Origin of the sequence: Micrococcus sp. EYE_212, assembly GCF_023147585.1 — a bacterium.
Classification (GTDB): domain Bacteria; phylum Actinomycetota; class Actinomycetes; order Actinomycetales; family Micrococcaceae; genus Micrococcus.
This window is the reverse complement of the sequence record NZ_JAHXOZ010000017.1, coordinates 1-20046: the sequence shown is the minus strand read 5'-3', so window position 1 is coordinate 20046 and position 20046 is coordinate 1. Positions and strand designations below refer to the sequence as shown.

Here is a 20046-nt window from a genome sequence, read left to right as displayed (position 1 = left end):
TGGAAGCTACACTTCGGAGGCGCGCCGCCCACCCTGTGCCGTCAGGGGGCCGGGAGAGGACGACCTGTCAGAAGTGTGGCCATCATCTACTACACGGTCGCCGGACACCAGGGGTCTCACATCCTCCTGGGCGGTCAAGTGGCGACCGCCCGTCGCGCGCCGCGCGTGAGCCCATCGGTCGGCTGCTCAGCCCACCCCGAGGCGCTCCAGCACGATCTCGCGCACGCGGCCGGCGTCGGCCTGGCCGCGGGTCGCCTTCATGACGGGCCCGATCAGGGCACCGACGGCCTGCATCTTGCCGCCCCTGATCTTCTCGACGACGTCCGGGTTGTCCGCGATCGCCGCGTCGACGGCCTCGGTGAGCGCGCCGTCGTCGGACACCACGGCCAGGCCCTTCGCCGAGACGACCTCCTTCGGGGCGCCCTCGCCGTCGGCCACCAGACCGAGCACCTGCTTGGCGATCTTGTCGTTGATCGTCTTGGCGGCGATCAGCTCCTCGACCTCCACCACGTGCGCCGGGGTGATCCCCAGCTCGGCGACGGTGACCTCGCGGACGTTCGCCAGGCGAGCGATCTCGCCCATCCACCACTTGCGGGCGGCCGCCGCGGAGGCGCCGGCCTCCACGGTCGCGACGATCTCGTCCAGGACGCCGGCGTTGACGACGTCGCGGAACTCCTCGTCCGAGAAGCCCCACTCGGCCTTGAGTCGCTTGTTGCGCACGGCCGGCAGCTCGGGCAGCTCGGCGCGCACGCGCTCGATCCACGCCTCGTCCACGACGACGGGCACGAGGTCCGGCTCGGGGAAGTAGCGGTAGTCGTCGGCGTCGGACTTGGGACGGCCCGACGTCGTCGTGCGCGTGTCCTCGTGCCAGTGGCGGGTCTCCTGCGTGATGGTCCCGCCCGCGGCGAGCACGGCGGCCTGACGCTGGATCTCGTGGGTGACGGCGTGCTGCACGGCGCGCGTGGAGCTCACGTTCTTGGTCTCGGTGCGCGTGCCGAAGACCTCGGCGCCCTTCTCCATGAGGGAGACGTTCGCGTCGCAGCGCACGTTGCCGTGCTCCATGCGGGCGTCCGAGATGCCGATGGCCTTCACGATGTCCCGGATGGCGGCCACGTAGGCGCGCGCGATCTCCGGGGCCCGCTCCCCCGCGCCCACGATGGGCCGGGTCACGATCTCGATGAGCGGCACGCCCGCGCGGTTGTAGTCCACCAGGGAGCTCGAGGCGCCCTGGATGCGGCCGGACCCGCCCTGGTGGGTGAGCTTGCCGGCGTCGTCCTCGAGGTGGGCGCGCTCGATCTCCACGCGGAACACGGTGCCGTCCTCGAGCTCCACGTCCAGGTGGCCGTCGAACACGATCGGCTCGTCGTACTGGGACGTCTGGAAGTTCTTCGGGGTGTCCGGGTAGAAGTAGTTCTTCCGCGCGAACCGGCACGTCGGGGCGATCTGCGCGTTCAGGGCCAGGCCCAGGCGGATCGCGAACTCCACGGCCTGCCGGTTCAGCACGGGCAGCGTGCCCGGCAGGCCGAGGTCGAGCGGGGTGACGTTGGTGTTCGGCTGGTCGCCGAACGCGTTGGCGGCCGAGGAGAAGATCTTCGTGGCGGTGTTCAGCTCCACGTGCACCTCGAACCCGAGCACCGGGTCGAAGCGCTCCATCGCCTCGGCGACGTCCATGGTCTGCTCTGCGTGGCTCACGCGGCTCCTCCGTCCGTGGTGGTGGCGCGCTCGGCGCCGGTGCGGCGCTGCGCGCCCTTCTCGAGCTCGGGGGCCTGCGCCCACACGGGCGAGCCGCCGCGGCGGGTCACCAGCGCCTCGACGGCGGCGCCCACCTCGTACAGGCGGGCGTCCTCGCGCGCCGGGGCCGTGAACTGCAGGCCGTACGGCAGGCCGTCCACGAGGCCGCCGGGCACCGAGATGCCCGGGACCCCGGCCAGGTTGGCCGGGATGGTCGCGTAGTCGTTGAGGTACATGGTGACCGGATCCTTCGTCTGCTCCCCCAACGCGAACGCGGTGCCCGGCGCGGTGGGGCTCAGCAGCACGTCCACCTGCTCGAAGGCGGCCGCGAAGTCCTGCTGCACGAGCGTGCGGACCTTCTGCGCGGAGCCGTAGTAGGCGTCGTAGTAGCCCGCGGAGAGGGCGTAGGTGCCCAGGATGATGCGGCGCTTGACCTCGGGGCCGAAGCCGGCGGCGCGGGTGGCGCCCATGACCTGCTCGATCGTGCCGCCGCCGGCCGGGACCACGCGGTTGCCGTAGCGGACGCCGTCGAAGCGGGCCAGGTTGGAGGAGACCTCCGAGGGCATGATGAGGTAGTACGCGCCCAGGGCCGCGTGGAAGTGCGGGCAGGAGACCTCGACGATCTCCGCGCCCGCCTCGCGCAGGGCGGCGACGTCGGCGTCGAAGGCCGCCTTCACACCGGGGTGGTAGCCGTCCTCGCGCAGGTCGGCGATCACGCCGATGCGCAGGCCGGAGAGGTTCCCGCGGGCAGCGGCCGCGCCGAGGTCGGCGGGCTCCTCGGGCAGCGAGGTGGAGTCGCGCTCGTCATGGCCGGCGATCACCTGCTGCAGCGCGGCGGCGTCCGCCACGGTGCGCGCGGCGGGGCCCACCTGGTCCAGCGAGGAGGCCATCGCGATCACGCCGAAGCGGGACACGGCGCCGTACGTGGGCTTGACGCCCACGGTGCCGGTGAACGCGGCGGGCTCGCGGATGGAGCCGCCCGTGTCCGAGCCCAGGGCGAACGGGGCGAGGAACGCGGCCACCGCGGCGGCCGAGCCGCCACCGGAGCCGCCGGGCACCCGGTCCAGGTCCCACGGGTTGCGGGTCACGCCGAACGCGGAGTACTCGGTGGAGCCGCCCATCGCGAACTCGTCCATGTTGGTCTTGCCCAGGATCGGCAGGCGGGCGGCGCGGATCCGCTCGATGACCGTGGCGTCGTACGGGCTCATCCAGCCGTCGAGCATCCTGGAGGCCGCCGTCGTGGGCTGCCCGACGGTGACGATGTTGTCCTTGATCGCCACCGGCACGCCGGCCAGCGGGTGCAGGGCCTCGGCCTCGGCGCCCCCGGCGGCGCGGATCGCGTCCACCTCGGCGGCGACGGCGAGCGCCTCCTCCGCGTTGACGTGCAGGTACGCCCGCACGCCGCGGTCCTGTGCGGCGTCGGCGCGCGGGTCGCCGTCGAACTCCGCGATGCGGTCCAGGTGCGCCTGGACGAGCTCCACGGAGGTGGTCGTGCCGGCGCGCAGGCGCTCGGCCATCTGCAGGGCGGTGAGGCGGACCAGCTGGTCGGCGCCCGCCTCGGCGTTCACATCGAAGGTCTCGGTCATGCTCGTGATCACTCTCCGTCCAGGATCGCGGGGACCTTGAACTGGCCGTCCTCGGCGTCCGGCGCCTGGTCCAGGGCCTGCTCCTGCGTGAGCATGCCCGTGGGCACGTCCTCGCGGAACACGTTGTGCAGGGCGATGGGGTGGGAGGTGGGCTCCACGTCCGCGGTGGCCACCGCGCGCACGTCCTCGACGGCCGCGAGGATCTCCTCGAGCTCGCCCGGCATCTGGGCCAGCTCCTCCTCGCTCATCTGGATGTGGGCCAGGCGGGCGAGGTGCTCCACCTGCTCCCGGGTGATCTCCGGCATGGATCTCCTTCACGACGGTGGTGTCGGACGGCGTGGCCGGGCCGGGCACGCGGACGCGCGACGGGGCCGGACGGGCCGCTTTCGGTTCGGACCGAGTCTAGCGGCGCGCGCGGACGGGACACGGCGGCAGCCGGGCCGGGCTGCGGGGGCGGGTCAGCCCAGCGGCATCCGGTACACGATGAAGGGACCGGCCTCGTCCGCCGGGTCCAGGTCCGGGACCACGTCCCGCAGGTGCCAGTCCCGCTCGGGCAGCCGCACGAAGCCCATGCGCTCGTAGAGCCGGTGGGCGTCGGTCATCGTCGGCATGGTGGTCAGGGCGATGGCCTCGATCCCGGGCAGGGCCCGGGCCCGCTCCACGATCGCGGCCATCAGGGCGCGGGCGACGCCGCGGCGGTGGTGGTCCGGGTGCACGGCCAGCATGCGGAACTCGTACTCCCCCTCCACGGCGGTCTCCGCCATCGGCGAGCCCAGCGGGGTGAGCACCACGGAGCCGACCACCTGCCCGTCGAGCTCGGCGACGAGGACCTCCGCCTTCTCCGCCCGGGAGGCCACGTCCGTGAGGGTCCGCACGTACGCGGAGTCGGGGTCGATGTGCCCGCCGTCCACGTAGGAGGCCAGCGTGAGCGCGGCGACGGCGTCGTGGTCCTCGGGGCGCAGCGCCCGGACGTGGATCCCGCTCATCGGGCGCTCCCCTCCTGCGCGGGCGTGGCCGCTCGCAGCATGTCCTTCAGGCGGGCGCGCGAGGCGTCGTCGGCCACGATGAAGTCCTTCTTCCGCGCCCACACCGTGGGGACGGCCTCGTGCTCGCGACCTTCGCGCCGTGCGTGGAGGCGGCGCAGCGCGGCCGCAGCCTCGGCGTCCGTCCAGATGTTCACCCAGGAGGCCGCCGCGCGCTCCGCGGGCGTGAGCGCCTTGATCAGCGTCATGCAGTACTGGCAGCCGGGCCGCCAGAACACCACGACGCCGCCCGCCGCCACGTGCGCCTCCGCGCCGGCGAGCGGGCGGGAGCGCACCCGGGTGGCCCGGAGAGAGCGCAGCGCGAAGGACAGCAGCACCAGCGAGGACGCGATCACCGCGAGGTTCCGGTTCACCGTGCCCCACACCGCGAAGAAGATCCCCGACGCCGCGAACAGCACCGGGTAGAACCAGGGATCGCCCACCAGCCGTCTCACGCGGTCACCTCCTGTGCCGCCGTCAGGGCGGCCTCGTCCACGTCCCCGGCCACCATCCAGCCGGGATCAGCCGTGCCGTCGCCGCTCGCGGGCCGGCGCACGCGGGCCCCGGCCTCCTCGGCGATCAGCGCGCCGGCGGCCCAGTCCCACTCCTGCGTGCCGAACTCGGCGTACGCGTCCAGGGTGCCGTCCGCCACCATGCACAGGTCCAGGGCGGCCGAGCCGATGCGGCGCACGTCCCCGAAGCCGGGCAGCAGCGCCTCGAGGGCGCGCACCTGGACCTGCCGACGCGCCGGGCCGTAGCCGAAGCCGGTGGCCAACAGCCTGCCGGAGCGGCCGGGCACGGGGCCGGCCAGGCGCACGGGGGCCTCGTCCCGGCCCGGCAGCTCGACACCCGCCGTCGTCGCGTCCGCGGTGCTGAAGGCACCCTCGCCCGCGCTCGCGAACCACGTGCGCCCCAGCGCGGGGGCGACGACGGCGCCCGCCAGCCAGCGCGGCGTCCCCTCCGGCACGCCGAGGCGCTCGGCGACGGCGGCGTCCGCCGGGCCCATCACGGCCACGGAGGTGCAGAACTGCGGGATCCCTCGCACGAAGTTGGTGGTGCCGTCCAGCGGGTCGATGCTCCAGCGCAGCCCGCTCGGACGCGAGGGGACGGTGGCGCCGTACTCCTCGCCCGTGAGCTCGTCGTCCGGCCGGTAGCCGGTGATGACGGCGCGGACGGCTTGTTCGGCGCGGCGGTCGTAGTCCGTGACCCAGTCCGAGCCGGAGGACTTGGTCTCGGCGCCGAGCGAGGCCGCGGTCAGCGGGGTGGCCGGGTGGTGACGGACCCACCGCTGGGCGAGCACGTCCGCCCCGGCCCGTGCGGCGGCCTTGGCGATGACGAGCAGGCCCGCCGTGGTGGGGGTCGGACGCGCTGCGGCGCGGGGCTGCGGGGCGGGGCTCATCCGGCGTCCTCCCCCGTTCCGGCCTCCCCCTCGGCCGTCTCCTCCCCCGCGAACGCCGCCGGCCCCTCGGCCAGCAGCGTGACGAACCCGGCCTCGTCCAGCACGGGCACGCCGAGCTGCTCGGCCTTCTCCAGCTTGGTTCCCGCGTTCTCCCCGGCCACGAGGAAGTGGGTCTTCTTGGAGACGGAGCCGGACGCCTTGCCGCCGCGCACCAGGATGGCCTCCTTCGCGGAGTCGCGGGAGAAGCCCTCGAGCGATCCGGTGACCACCACGGTCACGCCCTCCAGCGTGCGGGGCATGAACTCGTCCTGCTCGTCCTCCATGGAGACGCCCGCGGCGGCCCAGCGGTCCACCACCTCACGGTGCCAGTCCTCCGCGAACCACTCGATGAGGGCGTCCGCGATGATCGGGCCCACGCCGTCGATCTCCGCGAGCCGGTCCCGCTGCCCCGCCTCCGCGGCCGCGCGCAGCGCCGCCATGGACCCGAACGCGGTGGCCAGGGAGCGGGCCGCCGTCGGGCCGACGTGCCGGATGGACAGCGCCACGAGGGTGCGCCACAGCGGTTGGGACTTGGCCTTCTCCAGCTCGTCGAAGAGGCGCAGCGTGTTGGCGGTGGGCCCGGACGGCTTCTTCGCCGTGCCCGCGGTGAAGAAGTACGGCTTGAGCTCGAACCTCCCGGAGGGCACGAACGTGCCGTCCACCTTGGTGCGCGTCTCCCGCCACACCCGGACGTCGCCCAGCGAGCGCTGGAGGTCCGTCAGGCCGTCCTCGCCGCGGGGGCCCGTGATCTCCTCGGGCGTGCCGGAGGCGAGGTCGAAGACCTGCGCCTCCGCGGTGATGACGCCGGCGCCCTCGGGGAGCACCCGACCGCCGTTCTCGGCCGGATCCGGGCCGGGCCCGTTCACGAGCCAGCGGGCGGCCTCCTCGCCGAGCGCCTCGACGTCGAACGCCCCGCGCGAGCCGAGGTGCTCCACGCGGCCGGCCAGCTGGGCGGGGCACGAGCGAGCGTTGGGGCAGCGCAGGTCCACGTCCCCCTCCTTGGCAGGCGCCAGGGGGGTCCCGCAGGACGGGCATGCCGCGGGCATCACGAACTCGCGCAGCTCGATGCCCCGCTCGGCTGCGGTCTCGCGCAGCGGCAGCACGGGGCCCACGACCTCGGGGATCACGTCCCCCGCCTTGCGCAGGATGACGGTGTCCCCGATCAGCACGCCCTTGGCCTTGACCACGTCCTGGTTGTGCAGCGTGGCCAGGGAGACGGTGGACCCGGCCACCGACACGGGCTCCATGTGGGCGAAGGGGGTGACGCGGCCGGTGCGGCCCACGCTGACGAGGATGTCGAGCAGGAGGGTGTGCACCTCCTCCGGCGGGTACTTGAACGCGGCCGCCCAGCGGGGCACGCGGGAGGTGTGGCCGAGCAGGCGCTGGTCCGCGAAGGCGTCGGCCTTGACCACGATGCCGTCGATCTCGTGGATCAGCTCATGCCGGCGGCGCCCGTACTCCTCGATCACCGCGACGACGTCGGCCAGCGCGGCCTCGTCCGCGCCCTCCACGAGGCGCGTGTACGGGCTCACGGGCAGGCCCCAGGCCGCCAGCGCGTCGTAGGCCTCGTGCTGGGAGGCGACGCCGAGGTCCGGCCCCGCGCCGACGCCGTGCAGGATCATGGACAGCGGGCGCCGGGCCGTGACGGCGGGATCCTTCTGGCGCAGGGAGCCGGCGGCCGCGTTGCGCGGGTTCGCGAAGGGCGGCAGACCCTCCTCTGCGCGCTGCGCGTTGAGCTCCGCGAAGGCGGCGGAGGACATGAAGACCTCACCGCGCACCTCGAACTCGGCCGGCCATCCCTTGCCCGTGAGCGTCTGGGGGACGTCGGCGATGGTGCGCACGTTCTGCGTGACGTCCTCGCCCACGCGCCCGTCGCCGCGGGTGGCGGCCTGCACGAGCCGGCCCTCCCGGTAGCGCAGGTTCACGGCCAGCCCGTCGATCTTCACCTCGACCGTCCACGCCGGAGCCGCCTCCGGGCGGCCCGCCGTCAGGGTGCCCGCGGTGCGCAGGAACCAGGTGCGCAGCTCGTCCTCGGAGAACAGGTCCTCGAGCGAGTACATGCGCGCCCCGTGCGTGACCGGGGAGAACGCGGCGGAGGCCTCGCCGCCGACCTCCTGGGTGGGCGAGTCGTTGGCGACGATCTCCGGGTGCAGCGTCTCGATGTCCTCGAGGCGGCGGTACAGCGCGTCGTACTCCGCGTCCGAGAGCTCCGGGGCGTCCTGCTGGTAGTACGCGGTGCGCGCGGCGCGGACCTGCTCGACGAGCGTCTCGTACTCCTCGCGGAGGCGCTCGGAGGGGATCTGTCCGGGGGCGTCGGGGCCGACGGAGGGCTCGGGGGTGCTCACGGGGACCACCCTAGTTCCCGTCCCGGACACCTCAGGGGATCCGGACCAGCACCACGGTGATGTTGTCCCGTCCACCGCGCCACAGGGCGGCGTGGACGAGCTGCTCGGCGGCCTCCTCGAGGTCCGCGGCGTCGTCCAGCAGCGCCCGGATCTCCTCGTCCGTCAGCTCGCCCGTGAGGCCGTCGCTGCACAGCACGAACGTGTCGCCGGAGGCGGCGTCCACCTCCGCCACGTCCACGGTGAGCGGTTCGAGCGAGCCCAGGGCGCGGGTGATCACGTTGCGCCGGGGGTGCACACGCGCCTCGTCCGCGGTGAGCCGGCCGGCGTCCACGAGCAGCTGCACGGCGGAGTGGTCCACCGTGACCTGCTGGAGCACCGGCGCGTCGGCGGGCCGCCGGTAGACGCGGGAGTCCCCCACGTTGGCGATCGCCCAGCGGCTGCGCTCGACGTCCAGGCAGGCCAGCAGGGTCAGCGTGGTGCCGGAGCGGGCGTGGCCGGCCTCGATCACGGCCGCGTCGGCCTCGTGCACGAGGGCGGCGAGCTGCTCCAGGGTGTGCGGGCTCCCGGGGGCGAGGACCTCGGCGGCGCGCCGCTCCAACAGCTCGACGGCGGCGGCCGACGCCACCTCGCCGGCCTCGTGGCCTCCCATCCCGTCCGCCACCGCGGCGAGCACGAGCGGCTCCCCCACGGTGACCCACGTGTCCTCGTTGAGCTCGCGGACCGCTCCCACGTGGGTGCGGGCGGCGGCCTCGGGGCGGGCGGCGGCCTCGGGGCGGGCGGGATCGGACGGGTGCGGCTCCTGCACAGGGCGGCTCATGGGTCCTCGGGTTCCGTCGGTGGCGGGGACGGCCGACGCGGGGCCGGCCGGGGATCAGTCGACGAGCAGGGTCTGCGTGGCACCGCTCATGAGCAGGGAGGGGCGGACCTCTCCGAACCCGCGAACGATCCTCGGCGGCTGAGGGACGAGGACGAACCGTTCGTCCTGCGAGAGGGCGGCGGCGGTCAGGGCGTCCACGAGCACCGTACCCGGATCCGCGAGCGACGTCAGGCGCGCGGCGAGGTTCACCGTGGGTCCGTAGATGTCACCGAGGCGGGAGAGCACGCGGCCCCACGCGAGGGAGACGCGCGCCGAGGGCAGCACGGGGTCGTCGGCCAGCGCCTCGGAGAGGCTCAGCGCGATCGTGGCACCGGCCTCCGGCGACTCGGCGTTGAAGAGCACCTCGTCGCCGATCGTCTTCACGAGCCAGCCGCCGCCCGAGGAGATGATCTCCGCGCACCGGGACTCGAAGCGCTGCACCATGCGGGCCAGCGTCCGCTCGTCCATCGTGCGGGAGAGCGTGGTGTAGGAGACCATGTCGGCGAAGCCCACGGCGCGCGCGAGCGGAAGCGGGGCGTCGTGCTCCGAGCCGTCGCGGCCCTGCTCGCTCGCGGCCAGGCCGGCCTCCACGCGGACGGTGAGGCGCTGCACGGCGCGGTTGAGCTGCCGCCGGTAGACGACCTCCATGGCCTCCTCGAGCGGGGAGACGATCTCCGGCAGCAGGTCCACGGCCGCGCGGCGCGCCGAAGGGTCGGACATCCCCCCGGAGGCGATCTTGTCCTCCACGAGGGCCTCGATCTGCCACACCACCATGCGGTCCATCAGCTGGCCGATCGAGCGGGCGAGCGAGATGGCGGTGTCCTCGTTCAGCGCGCCGGAGCGCATGAGGTGCAGCACGGCGCCGAACGCGCGCGCGTCCTCGTCGGTGAACGCCTTGTCCCCGTCCTTCCCGCTGGGGTATCCCAGGGCCCGCCAGATGCGCCGAGCGGTGGCGAGGGGGACCCCCAGGCGGTCGGCCATCTCCCGCTGGGTGTAGCTGCGCGGGCCCACCACGAGCCCCGCGTCCAGGGTGCGCATGGCGCCGGTCCAGCCGGCGGTGGGCACCGGGTCCCGAGGGTCGGCGGTGGCGGTCGACGACGGCCCGGGCGCGCCCGTGGTCGCAGGGTTCTCCGTCGTCACGGGTGCGTCCGGCGTCAGGGGTGCGTCCGGCGTCACGGGTACGTCCGGCCTCGCCTCGGGGGCGCGGGCGGGCGGGATGACGGGCAGCGGTGCCGTGTCCGGCAGGTGGGAGCGGGTCAACGGATGCCTCCTGACGGGTGCGGGGCGGGCCACGACTGCGCGCGGGCCCGACGCGTGGCCTCGGCCAGCGCCTCCTCGAAGCGGCCGGCCTCCGGGACGTCCGTGAGCCGCCAGTAGACCTGGCGGCCGGCGTCCTGGAACCGGACGTGCAGATCCCCCGCGCCCGAGCCTCGGCCGCGGCGCACCACGTCCGCGATGGACACGAGGGGCATGACGGCCTCGGGGCCCCGGCCGAGGCCGGGTCGCTGGACGAGGCGGCGCGTGGTGATCACCGTGCGCCGGGTGAGCCAGCGCAGGAAGGGCCGCACCGTGCCGAGCAGCACGGCGAGCGCGGCCAGGGACCAGGCGAGCAGGTGCAGCCACGAGCGGGAGCGGACCACGAGGCCCGGCAGGCCCGGGCGGTCGAGGACGCCCATGACGAGGCCCAGGAGCAGGGCGGTGCCCACGAGCAGGGCGGCGGCGCGCAGCAGGACGCGCGGATGCGCGCGGGTGCGCACCACCACGCGTTCACCGGGCTCCAGGCGCACTCTCCACTCCCTGCGGCTTCAGTGCCCGCGCCGGGGCACGGGCTCAGCGTCCGCGCAGCACGTCGCCGCGCAGATGGACGACGTCGCCCGCGCTGATCTCTGCGGGCAGTGTCTCACGCGACCCTGCGAGCGGCCTGACCAGGAGCGTCCCCCCGCGTCCGAGGCCCACGGCCGTCCCCTCGAGGGTGTCCCCGCCGGGCAGCTCGGCCCGGATCTCACGGCCCACCGTGCTGAGCCGGCGCAGCACGGGGGCGACGGCCGGGTGATCCCCGTCCACGGGCTCGGCCTCGCCGGCCACGGCGGCGGCGAAGCGGTCCACGGCGGCCACCACGGCGTCGCGCAGCTCCTCGGCGAGCACGCGCGGCTCGGGCACCTGGCCGGCGTCGGCCCACTCCGCGAGGTCGGTGGCGGTGGGCACGGGGGCGGCGCCGCGGTGGTCCAGGTTCACGCCCATCCCCACGACGACGCCGGGGCCCTTGCCGTCCGCGGCGAGGGACACCGAGCCGAGCACGCCGCACAGCTTGCGCCCGTCCGGGGCGAGCACGTCGTTGGGCCACTTCACGTGGGCGGCCACGCCGCGGGTTCCGAGGCGCTCGGCGATCGTCGCGGCGGCCACGAGCGAGAGCCAGCTGAGGTGCACGGGCGCGAGCGGGACGCCGGCGGGCTCGGGGCGCAGATGGACCGAGAGGGCGAGCGCGGTGCCGGGCGGGGTGCTCCACACGCGGGTGTGGCGGCCGCGGCCGGCGGTCTGGTCCGCGGTGGCGACGGCGGCGCCGTGCCGGTGGCCCTCCCGGTCGAGGCGGGCCAGGAGGTCGTCCTGCGTGGAGCCGACGGACTCGAGCCACGTCAGCGGCGGGGCGGGGGCGGCGGAGGCGGCTGGGGAGGGAGCTGCGGGGACGTGTTCCTGCATGATCCCTACATATACACGCCCACCGGGCCGCCGCCGTGCGGGCGGGGCGCACGAGCCGATCCGGCGGGCCTTGGAGGAATCCTCCTGTCGGGGCCCCGGGCCCTCCCCCGTAGACTGGCCGCTCGACAGGGCCCCGCCCGGGCCGCCCATCAGCCCAGGAGCTCGCGTGTCCGATCCCGATCTGACCACCACCGCCGGCCGTCTCGCGGACCTGCATCGCCGCCTCGAGGCGACGGACGCGCCCGGCGGCGCGGCCGCCGTCGAGCGTCAGCACGGCCGGGGCAAGCACACCGCCCGCGAGCGGATCGAGATGCTCCTGGACGAGGGCTCGTTCGTGGAGCTCGACGCGCTGGCCGTGCACCGCACCACCGCGTTCGGCATGGACGCCAAGCACCCGGCCGGCGACGGCGTCGTGAGCGGCTTCGGCACCGTGGACGGCCGCCAGGTGGCCGTGTACGCGCAGGACTTCACGGTGTTCGGCGGCTCGCTCTCCGAGCGCAACGGCCAGAAGATCGTGAAGGTCCAGGAGTTCGCGGCGCGCAACGGCTGCCCCGTGATCGGCATCCTCGACGGCGGCGGTGCGCGCATCCAGGAGGGCGTCGCCTCGCTCGCCCAGTTCGCGGACATCTTCCGGAACAACGTGCTGGCCTCCGGCATGGTCCCGCAGATCTCCCTGATCATGGGGCCGTCCGCGGGCGGCGCGGCATACTCGCCGGCGCTGACCGACGTCGTGGTGATGGTGGACCAGACCTCCCACATGTTCATCACCGGCCCGGACGTGATCAAGACCGTCACGGGCGAGGACGTGGACATGGAGACGCTCGGCGGCGCGCGCTCGCACAACGCGGTCTCCGGCACGGCGCACTACATGGCGACGTCGGAGGAGGACGCGATCGCGTACGTGCAGGAGCTGCTCGAGTTCCTGCCCTCCAACAACCTGGCCGAGGCGCCGCTGGACCAGCCCGTGGACCTCGAGCCGACGGACGAGGACCACGGCCTGGACGCGCTGATCCCCGACTCGGCCAACCAGCCGTACGACATGCTCCAGGTGATCGGGGCGATCGTGGACGACGGCCACGTGCTGCAGCTGCAGGAGCTCTACGCGCCCAACGTGATCACGGCGCTGGCGAGGCTCGACGGGATGAGCGTGGGCGTGGTGGCCAACCAGCCGATGCAGTTCGCCGGCACGCTGGACATCGCGGCCTCGGAGAAGGCGGCGCGGTTCGTGCGGTTCTGCGACGCGTTCAACCTGCCCGTGGTCACCCTCGTGGACGTGCCCGGGTTCCTGCCCGGCACCGACCAGGAGTTCCAGGGCATCATCCGCCGCGGCGCGAAGCTGATCTACGCCTACGCCGAGGCCACCGTGCCCAAGCTGACGGTGATCACGCGCAAGGCGTTCGGCGGCGCGTACATCGTCATGGGCTCCAAGAAGCTCGGCGCGGACCTCAACCTGGCCTGGCCCAGCGCGCAGATCGGCGTGATGGGGCCGCAGGGCGCCGTCAACATCCTGTACCGCCGCGAGCTCGCCGAGGTCGAGAAGGCCGGCGGGGACGTGGAGGAGCGGCGCGCGCAGATCGTGGCCGACTACGAGGCCGAGCTGCTGAACCCGTACCAGGCCGCGGAGCTGGGCTACGTGGACGCCGTCGTCGCCCCGCACCAGACGCGCGCCCAGCTGGTGCGTGCCCTGCGCGCCACGCACCACAAGCGCGAGGCGCGGCCCGCCAAGAAGCACGGGAACATGCCGCTGTGAGCGCGCGCGACGAGGAGGTCCGGGGCACGGGCCAGGCCGGTGGAGAGCAGGCCGGCGACGCCGCCGACGCCGTGCGCCTCTCCGGCGCCGAGCTGGACCCGGAGGAGATGGCGGCCCTGACCGCGGTGCTCGCGCACCTGCGGGCGGAGGAGGCGCAGGCCGTGCAGGCTCGGCCGCGACCGCCGCGGCTGGACCGCACGCTGCGCCGCCGCGACGACCTCGGGCTGTGGGCCCGTCCCGGCAAGGACCAGTGGCGCCGCTCGGCGGGCCCCTCCTGACCCGACCGGCGTCGTGAACGGGACGGGGACGTGAGCTCCCGTTTCGCGCACGAAAACGCACGGCCTAGAGTTCCGGGTATGACCCAGAACACCTCCCTGAGCGAGGGCGCCGCCCGCACGCCCTCCGCGATCGACGCCCTGGCCGAGCAGTACGTCACCGACTACCTCGCCCTGCACCCGGACACCGCCACGGAGCTCGGCTTCGCGGGCCACGAGTCCGAGTACTCGGACTTCTCCCCCGCAGGCGCCCGTGCCGACGACGAGCTCAACGCCCGCCTCCTCGCGGACCTCGAAGCGCTCGAGCCGGCCGACGAGGCCGACCGCGTCACCAAGGCCGCCATGCAGGAGCGCATCGGCCTCGAGCGGGAGATCCACGCGACCGGCCGCACCGAGCTGAATAACATCGCGTCCCCCGCGCAGGGCATCCGGGCCGTGTTCGACCTCATGCCCACGGACACCGCCGAGCACTGGGAGCACATCGCCGGCCGCCTCGAGAACCTGCCGGCCGCGCTCGCGGGGTACACGGCATCGCTGATCGCCTCGAAGGACTCGGGCCACGTGGCCGCGCAGCGCCAGATCGACATCGTCATCGAGCAGGCCCGCGCGCACGGCACCGGGGACGGGTTCTTCCCGGGCCTGACCGCCCGCGCGCAGGAGGCCGACGTCGTCGACGCCGCGCTCGCCGAGCGGATCCGCTCCGGCGCCGAGGCCGGTGCGCAGGCCTACCGCGACTTCGCGGACGCCCTCGAGTCCGAGCTGCGCCCGCACGCGCCGGAGGCCGACGCCGTCGGGATCGAGCACTACCGCCTCGCCTCGCGCGTGTTCCTCGGCGCGGAGATCGATCTCGAGGAGACATACCGCTGGGGCCAGCAGGAGCTCGCGCGCCTGATCGCCGCGCAGGAGGCGGACGCCGAGAGGATCAAGCCCGGCGCCACGATTGAGGAGGCCCGCGCCGTCCTCGACGCCGATCCCGAGCGCGCCCTCAAGGGCACCGGCGCGCTCCGGGCCTGGATGCAGCGCCTCTCCGACGAGGCCGTCGCGGCCATGAAGGAGCACTTCGAGATCCCGGCTCCCATGGACCGCCTCGAGTGCATGATCGCCCCCACGCAGGAGGGCGGCATCTACTACACCGGCCCCTCGGACGACTTCTCCCGCCCGGGCCGCATGTGGTGGTCCGTGCCCGCCGGCGAGGACGAGTTCACCACGTGGGCCGAGACCACCACGGTCTACCACGAGGGCGTGCCCGGCCATCACCTGCAGGTCGCCACCGCCATGATGAACCGCGCGAACCTCAACCTGTGGCGCCGCAGCTTCTGCTGGACCTCCGGCCACGGCGAGGGCTGGGCGCTCTACGCGGAGAGGCTCATGGAGGAGCTCGGCTTCCTCGACGATCCGGGCGACCACCTCGGCATGCTGGACATGCAGCGCATGCGCGCCGCCCGCGTGGTGTTCGACATCGGCTACCACTGCGGCTTCGAGATGCCCGAGTCCGAGGGCGGCGGCGCCTGGGACCCGGAGCGCGGCTACGCGTTCCTGGCCAAGCACCTGAACATCTCCGATGGCCAGCGCCGCTTCGAGTTCACGCGCTACCTCGGCTGGCCGGGCCAGGCGCCCGCCTACAAGGTGGGTCAGCGCATCTGGGAGCAGATCCGCGCCGAGCACGAGGAGCGCGAGGGCGCCGACTTCGACCTCCGCGCGTTCCACACGCGGGCGCTGAAGCTCGGCTCGATGGGCCTGGACACCCTCCGGGACGCGCTGGCGTGAGCCTGCCCTCCCCCGAACGAGGTGACGCGGGAGGCCGGGTCGAGCTCGTGCTCGGCTCGGCCTCGCCCGGGCGCGCGGAGATCCTCACGCGCGCCCGGGTGGGGTTCCGCGTCGTGGTATCGAACGTGGACGAGGACGCCGTGGGCGCCGAGCACCCCGACGCCTCCCCCGCCGAGCTCGCGGGGCTGCTCGCCGAGGCGAAGGGCCGGGACGTCGCCGCGCGCGTGGCGGCCGACGGCGTCGCGGTGCCCACCCTCGTGCTCGGGTGCGACTCCGTGTTCGAGTTCGAGGGCCGCGCCTACGGCAAGCCCTACGAACCCGACGTCGCACTCGAGCGCTGGCGGGGCCAGGCCGGCCGAGCCGGGACGCTGCACTCCGGTCACTGGCTCGGGCTGGTGATGCCCTCAGCCTCCGCGTCCGGCTCTCCCGCCGTCGCGGGGGTCGTCTCCGCCGGCGTCCGCTTCGCCGCGGCGGACGAGGCCACCCTCGCCGCCTACGTGGCCACGGGCGAGCCGCTCTTCTGCGCGGGCGCGTTCACCATCGACGGGGCGGGGGCCGCGCTGATCGCGGGCGTCGACGGCGACCCGAACGCCGTCATCGGCCTCTCGGTCTCGTGGCTGCGCGGTGCGTGCGAACACCTCGGCGTCCCCTTCACGGAATTGTGGGGTTCCTCCAACACCAGGCGCTGATCCGGCGGATCCGAGCCGGGTTGCTGTGAGGGTTCCCCCACCCACAGTAGGGTGCTGATGAACAGCGGCAGCCCGTGCCGCTGCCTCCGCAGTCTTCCCCGAGGAGTCCCCGAAGCCCATGAGCACCGCCGACGCGCCCCAGGCCCCCCTCGCCACCGACGCCGGGACCCCGCGGCCGTTCTCCCGCGTGCTGATCGCCAACCGCGGGGAGATCGCCGTCCGCGTCATCCGTGCATGCCAGGACGAGGGCCTCACCTCGGTGGCCGTCTACGCCGAGCCGGACCGCGACGCCCTCCACGTCAAGCTCGCCGACGAGGCCGTGGCCATCGGCGGGGAGACCGCGGCCGACTCCTACCTGCTCGTGGAGAAGATCCTGGACGCCGCTGAGCGCTCCGGCGCCGACGCCGTGCACCCCGGCTACGGCTTCCTCTCGGAGAACGCCGGCTTCGCGCGCGCCGTCGAGGCGGCCGGCCTCGTGTGGATCGGCCCGCCGCCGGCGGCCATCGACGCCCTCGGGGACAAGGTCTCCGCGCGCCGGCTGGCCACGAGGGTCGGCGCCCCGCTCGCCCCCGGCACCACCTCTCCCGCCACGGGCACGGCCGAGGTGCTCGCGTTCGCGGACGAGCACGGCCTGCCCGTGGCCATCAAGGCCGCGTACGGCGGCGGCGGCCGCGGCATCAAGGTGGCCCGCCAGCGCGAGGAGATCCCCGAGCTCTACGAGTCCGCGGTGCGCGAGGCGGTCTCGGCGTTCGGCCGCGGCGAGTGCTTCGTGGAGCGCTTCCTGGATAAGCCGCGCCACGTGGAGACGCAGTGCCTCGCGGACGTGCACGGCGACGTCGTGGTGGTCTCCACGCGTGACTGCTCGCTGCAGCGCCGCAACCAGAAGCTCGTGGAGGAGGCGCCCGCGCCTTTCCTCACAGACGAGCAGAACCGCCGCCTCGTCGAGTCCTCCAAGGCGCTGCTCAAGGAGGCCGGCTACGTGGGCGCGGGCACGTGCGAGTTCCTCGTGGGCCAGGACGGCACCCTGTCCTTCCTCGAGGTGAACACGCGCCTGCAGGTGGAGCACCCCGTGTCCGAGGAGGTCACGGGCATCGACCTCGTGCGGGAGCAGTTCCGCCTCGCCCGCGGTGAGGCCCTCGGCTACACCGATCCCGAGGTGCGCGGCCACTCGATCGAGTTCCGCCTCAACGGTGAGGACCCGGGCCGCGGCTTCCTGCCCGCCCCCGGCCGCCTCACCACGTTCCGCCTGCCCTCGGGCCCCGGAGTGCGCGTGGACACCGGCGTGCTGGAGGGCGAGACCGTCTCCGGGGCGTTCGACTCGATGGTCGCCAAGCTGATCGTCACGGGCGCCACCCGCCGCCAGGCCCTCCAGCGGGCCGCCCGTGCGCTCGGCGAGGCGGAGATCGCGGGGATGCCCTCGGTGCTGCCGTTCCACCGGGCCGTGGTGAAGGACCCGGCGTTCGCGCCCGAGCTCGCCGGCTCCGAGGAACCGGTCTCGGTCCACACCCGCTGGATCGAGACCGAGTTCGCCGCGCTCCTGGAGCCCTACGGCCAGACGCCCGCCGACCCCGCCGCACCGGAGGCCCGCCACACCGTCACGGTGGAGGTCAACGGCAAGCGCGTGGACGTCACGCTGCCCACGTTCGCGGCCGCGATGCACTCCGTGCAGGGCGCCGCGCAGCGCGCCGGCGCGGGCCGACGTCGGCCCCGCGGAGCCCGCGCCGGTGCGGCCACGGCGCCCAGCACCAACGCGCTGACCGCGCCCATGCAGGGCACGGTGGTGAAGGTGGCCGCGGAGAACGGGCAGACCGTGGCCGAGGGCGATCTCATCGTGGTCATGGAGGCCATGAAGATGGAGCAGCCCCTCACGGCGCACCGCGCGGGCGTGGTCTCCGGGTTGAGCGTGAAGGCCGGCGAGACGGTCAAGGCCGGCGACGTGCTCACCACCATCGACGCCGAAGGCTGAGTCCGCGTCCGGGCGCGGCCACGCTCCCCGCGGGTAAGGGCTCTCCTGTGGCAGACCAGGGTGGTCGTCCGGCAATTGCCATGGGCTAGACCGGATAGACCATGTCATTTCGGGGACCCACCACCTGGTCGCCGGGCACAGCGACGCGTCGGTCCATCCCTCCGCGCCGGACCCCTGGCCGAGCCGCCGGACCGGACACCTGGCCGAGGCGCCGTCGCGTCCGCAGGCGTCGGCGCACGATTCCCAGTGGCCGAGCCGTCCGCATGGTGGACAGGTGCAGCCAGCGTGAGGGTACGTCAGCGCGCCACTCCTACACTGGCGGACATTCCATCTCACATCGTGGGCCATCCGACCCTCGGTGACCGTCCGTCCCTCGGAGCTCTCATGTCCCACTCCACTCCGCCCTCGGGCCCCGCCGCGTCTGCCGGCACACCCGCCGGCCCCGCCGGCGCCGGCGCACCGGCCGCCGTCGCCCCCGCGGTAGCCGCCCCCGACGAGACGCCCGTGCCCCGCTCGCGCGTGGTCGTGGCCTCGCTCATCGGCACCTCGATCGAGTTCTACGACTTCTACGTCTACGCCACGGCCGCCGTCTCGGTGTTCCCGCTGATCTTCTTCGCGAAGGGCGATGACGGCGCCGCGCTCCTGGCCTCCATGGCCACCTTCGGCGCGGCGTTCGTGGCCCGCCCGATCGGCTCGGTGCTGTTTGGCCACTTCGGCGACCGCATGGGCCGCAAGGTCACGCTCATCGGCTCCCTGCTGACCATGGGCATCGCCACGTTCCTCATCGGCCTGCTGCCCACGTACTACCAGGTGGGCCTGTGGGCGCCGGCCATGCTCACCATCCTGCGCTTCACCCAGGGCCTCGGCCTGGGCGGCGAGTGGTCCGGCGCGGCCCTGCTGGCCACCGAGTACGCGAAGGAGGGCAAGCGCGCGCAGGCGGCCATGTGGCCGCAGCTCGGCGCCCCGATCGGCTTCTTCCTGGCCAACGGCCTGTACCTGCTGCTCGTGCTCGGCTTCGACCACGACTCCACCAACCCGGACATGGACGGCGCCTTCCTCACGTGGGTGTGGCGCATGCCGTTCCTGCTCTCGATCGCCATGGTGGCCGTGGGCATGTACGTGCGCGTCCGCCTCGAGGAGACGCCGGTCTTCCAGCGCGCCCTGGACAACGACCAGCGCGTCAAGGCCCCCGTCGGCGAGGTCTTCCGCCGCAACTGGTGGGAGCTGATCCTCGGCACCTTCGTCATGTACGCCACGTACGTGCTCTTCTACCTCATGACCACGTGGATCCTCTCCTACGCGATCGGCAAGCGGGAGAACGGCATGCTCGGGATCCCGTACTCCGAGTTCCTCGTGCTGCAGCTGATCGGCATCGCGTTCTTCGCGGCGTTCATCCCGGTGTCCGGCTGGCTGGCGGACCGCTTCGGCCGCAAGCCCACCCTCCTGACCGTCTCCGGCCTCATGATCCTGTTCGGCCTGAGCTTCGGCCTCTGGCTGGCCCCGGCCACGATGGGCACCGGCGCCGAGGTGAACGTCCCGCTCATGGTCGCGTTCCTCGCGGTCGGCATGACGCTCATGGGCCTGACCTTCGGCCCCATGTCCGCCGTCCTGCCCGAGCTGTTCCCCACGAACACGCGCTACACGGGCTCGGGCATCGCGTACAACGTGTCCTCGATCCTCGGCGCGGCCCTCACGCCGTTCGTGGCGGCCTGGCTGGTGCAGAAGTTCGACGTCTCGTACGTCGGCTACTACCTCGCCGCGGCCTCGCTGATCACGATGGTCGCCCTGGCCCTCTCCCCCGAGACGCGGCACGCGGACCTGGACACCGTCTCCTCCGCTCGGGAGCGCCGCGCGGCCCGGTGAGCCAGGACCCCTCCCGGAGACGACGGCGGCCGGTCACCTTCCAGCGTGAAGGTGACCGGCC

General features: G+C 73.8%; 17 protein-coding genes. 6 read left to right on the top strand and 11 right to left on the bottom strand.

What is annotated here, in order from left to right:
* Positions 1-186: 186 nt before the first annotated feature.
* The 11 genes from gatB to KZX60_RS10285 form a co-directional block, all read right to left on the bottom strand.
* A complete protein-coding gene (gene gatB / locus KZX60_RS10335; protein ID WP_248118165.1) occupies positions 187-1692 on the bottom strand; it encodes an Asp-tRNA(Asn)/Glu-tRNA(Gln) amidotransferase subunit GatB in 1506 nt (501 codons plus the stop codon).
* Complete coding sequence (gene gatA / locus KZX60_RS10330; RefSeq protein ID WP_248118155.1) at positions 1689-3317, bottom strand: Asp-tRNA(Asn)/Glu-tRNA(Gln) amidotransferase subunit GatA; 1629 nt, start codon at positions 3315-3317, stop codon at positions 1689-1691. The genes gatB and gatA overlap by 4 nt, the downstream gene beginning before the upstream one ends.
* Positions 3318-3325: 8 nt before the next feature.
* Positions 3326-3622 (bottom strand): Asp-tRNA(Asn)/Glu-tRNA(Gln) amidotransferase subunit GatC, encoded by a 297-nt coding sequence (gene gatC, locus KZX60_RS10325; RefSeq protein ID WP_248118153.1) that lies wholly within the window; start codon positions 3620-3622, stop codon positions 3326-3328.
* A gap of 153 nt (positions 3623-3775) precedes the next feature.
* Positions 3776-4303 (bottom strand): GNAT family N-acetyltransferase, encoded by a 528-nt coding sequence (locus KZX60_RS10320; RefSeq protein ID WP_248118151.1) that lies wholly within the window; start codon positions 4301-4303, stop codon positions 3776-3778.
* Positions 4300-4794 carry a glutaredoxin domain-containing protein gene (locus tag KZX60_RS10315; protein ID WP_248118149.1) on the bottom strand — a complete coding sequence of 165 codons (495 nt, stop codon included), beginning with the start codon at positions 4792-4794 and terminating at the stop codon, positions 4300-4302. Before KZX60_RS10315 ends, KZX60_RS10320 begins: the two co-directional genes overlap by 4 nt.
* Complete coding sequence (locus KZX60_RS10310) at positions 4791-5738, bottom strand: inositol monophosphatase family protein (RefSeq protein WP_248118147.1); 948 nt, start codon at positions 5736-5738, stop codon at positions 4791-4793. Before KZX60_RS10310 ends, KZX60_RS10315 begins: the two co-directional genes overlap by 4 nt.
* Positions 5735-8122 (bottom strand): NAD-dependent DNA ligase LigA, encoded by a 2388-nt coding sequence (gene ligA, locus KZX60_RS10305; RefSeq protein ID WP_248118145.1) that lies wholly within the window; start codon positions 8120-8122, stop codon positions 5735-5737. Before ligA ends, KZX60_RS10310 begins: the two co-directional genes overlap by 4 nt.
* Positions 8123-8153: 31 nt before the next feature.
* Positions 8154-8939, bottom strand: coding sequence for a protein phosphatase 2C domain-containing protein (locus KZX60_RS10300; RefSeq protein WP_248118143.1), 786 nt, complete (start codon positions 8937-8939; stop codon positions 8154-8156).
* A 54-nt stretch (positions 8940-8993) separates the two neighbouring features.
* Positions 8994-10238 (bottom strand): adenylate/guanylate cyclase domain-containing protein, encoded by a 1245-nt coding sequence (locus KZX60_RS10295; protein ID WP_248118140.1) that lies wholly within the window; start codon positions 10236-10238, stop codon positions 8994-8996.
* Positions 10235-10765: a PH domain-containing protein gene (locus KZX60_RS10290; protein WP_248118137.1), complete on the bottom strand. Its 531-nt coding sequence runs from the start codon at positions 10763-10765 to the stop codon at positions 10235-10237. Before KZX60_RS10290 ends, KZX60_RS10295 begins: the two co-directional genes overlap by 4 nt.
* Before the next feature lie 43 nt (positions 10766-10808).
* Positions 10809-11675: a biotin--[acetyl-CoA-carboxylase] ligase gene (locus KZX60_RS10285; protein ID WP_248118135.1), complete on the bottom strand. Its 867-nt coding sequence runs from the start codon at positions 11673-11675 to the stop codon at positions 10809-10811.
* A gap of 166 nt (positions 11676-11841) precedes the next feature.
* On the opposite strand from KZX60_RS10285, the gene KZX60_RS10280 reads away from it, so the two are divergent.
* From KZX60_RS10280 to KZX60_RS10255, 6 genes are all read left to right on the top strand, one after another.
* Positions 11842-13425: an acyl-CoA carboxylase subunit beta gene (locus tag KZX60_RS10280; protein ID WP_248118134.1), complete on the top strand. Its 1584-nt coding sequence runs from the start codon at positions 11842-11844 to the stop codon at positions 13423-13425.
* Complete coding sequence (locus KZX60_RS10275) at positions 13422-13703, top strand: acyl-CoA carboxylase epsilon subunit (RefSeq protein ID WP_248118132.1); 282 nt, start codon at positions 13422-13424, stop codon at positions 13701-13703. Before KZX60_RS10280 ends, KZX60_RS10275 begins: the two co-directional genes overlap by 4 nt.
* 78 nt (positions 13704-13781) lie before the next feature.
* Positions 13782-15467, top strand: coding sequence for a DUF885 domain-containing protein (locus tag KZX60_RS10270; protein WP_248118130.1), 1686 nt, complete (start codon positions 13782-13784; stop codon positions 15465-15467).
* Complete coding sequence (locus KZX60_RS10265) at positions 15464-16156, top strand: nucleoside triphosphate pyrophosphatase (protein ID WP_248118127.1); 693 nt, start codon at positions 15464-15466, stop codon at positions 16154-16156. The genes KZX60_RS10270 and KZX60_RS10265 overlap by 4 nt, the downstream gene beginning before the upstream one ends.
* Positions 16157-16274: 118 nt before the next feature.
* A complete protein-coding gene (locus KZX60_RS10260) occupies positions 16275-18122 on the top strand; it encodes a biotin carboxylase N-terminal domain-containing protein (protein ID WP_248118126.1) in 1848 nt (615 codons plus the stop codon).
* Positions 18123-18506: 384 nt separating this feature from the next.
* On the top strand, positions 18507-19985 hold the full coding sequence (locus KZX60_RS10255) for an MFS transporter (protein WP_248118124.1): 1479 nt from the start codon (positions 18507-18509) through the stop codon (positions 19983-19985).
* The last annotated feature ends 61 nt before the right edge of the window (positions 19986-20046 follow it).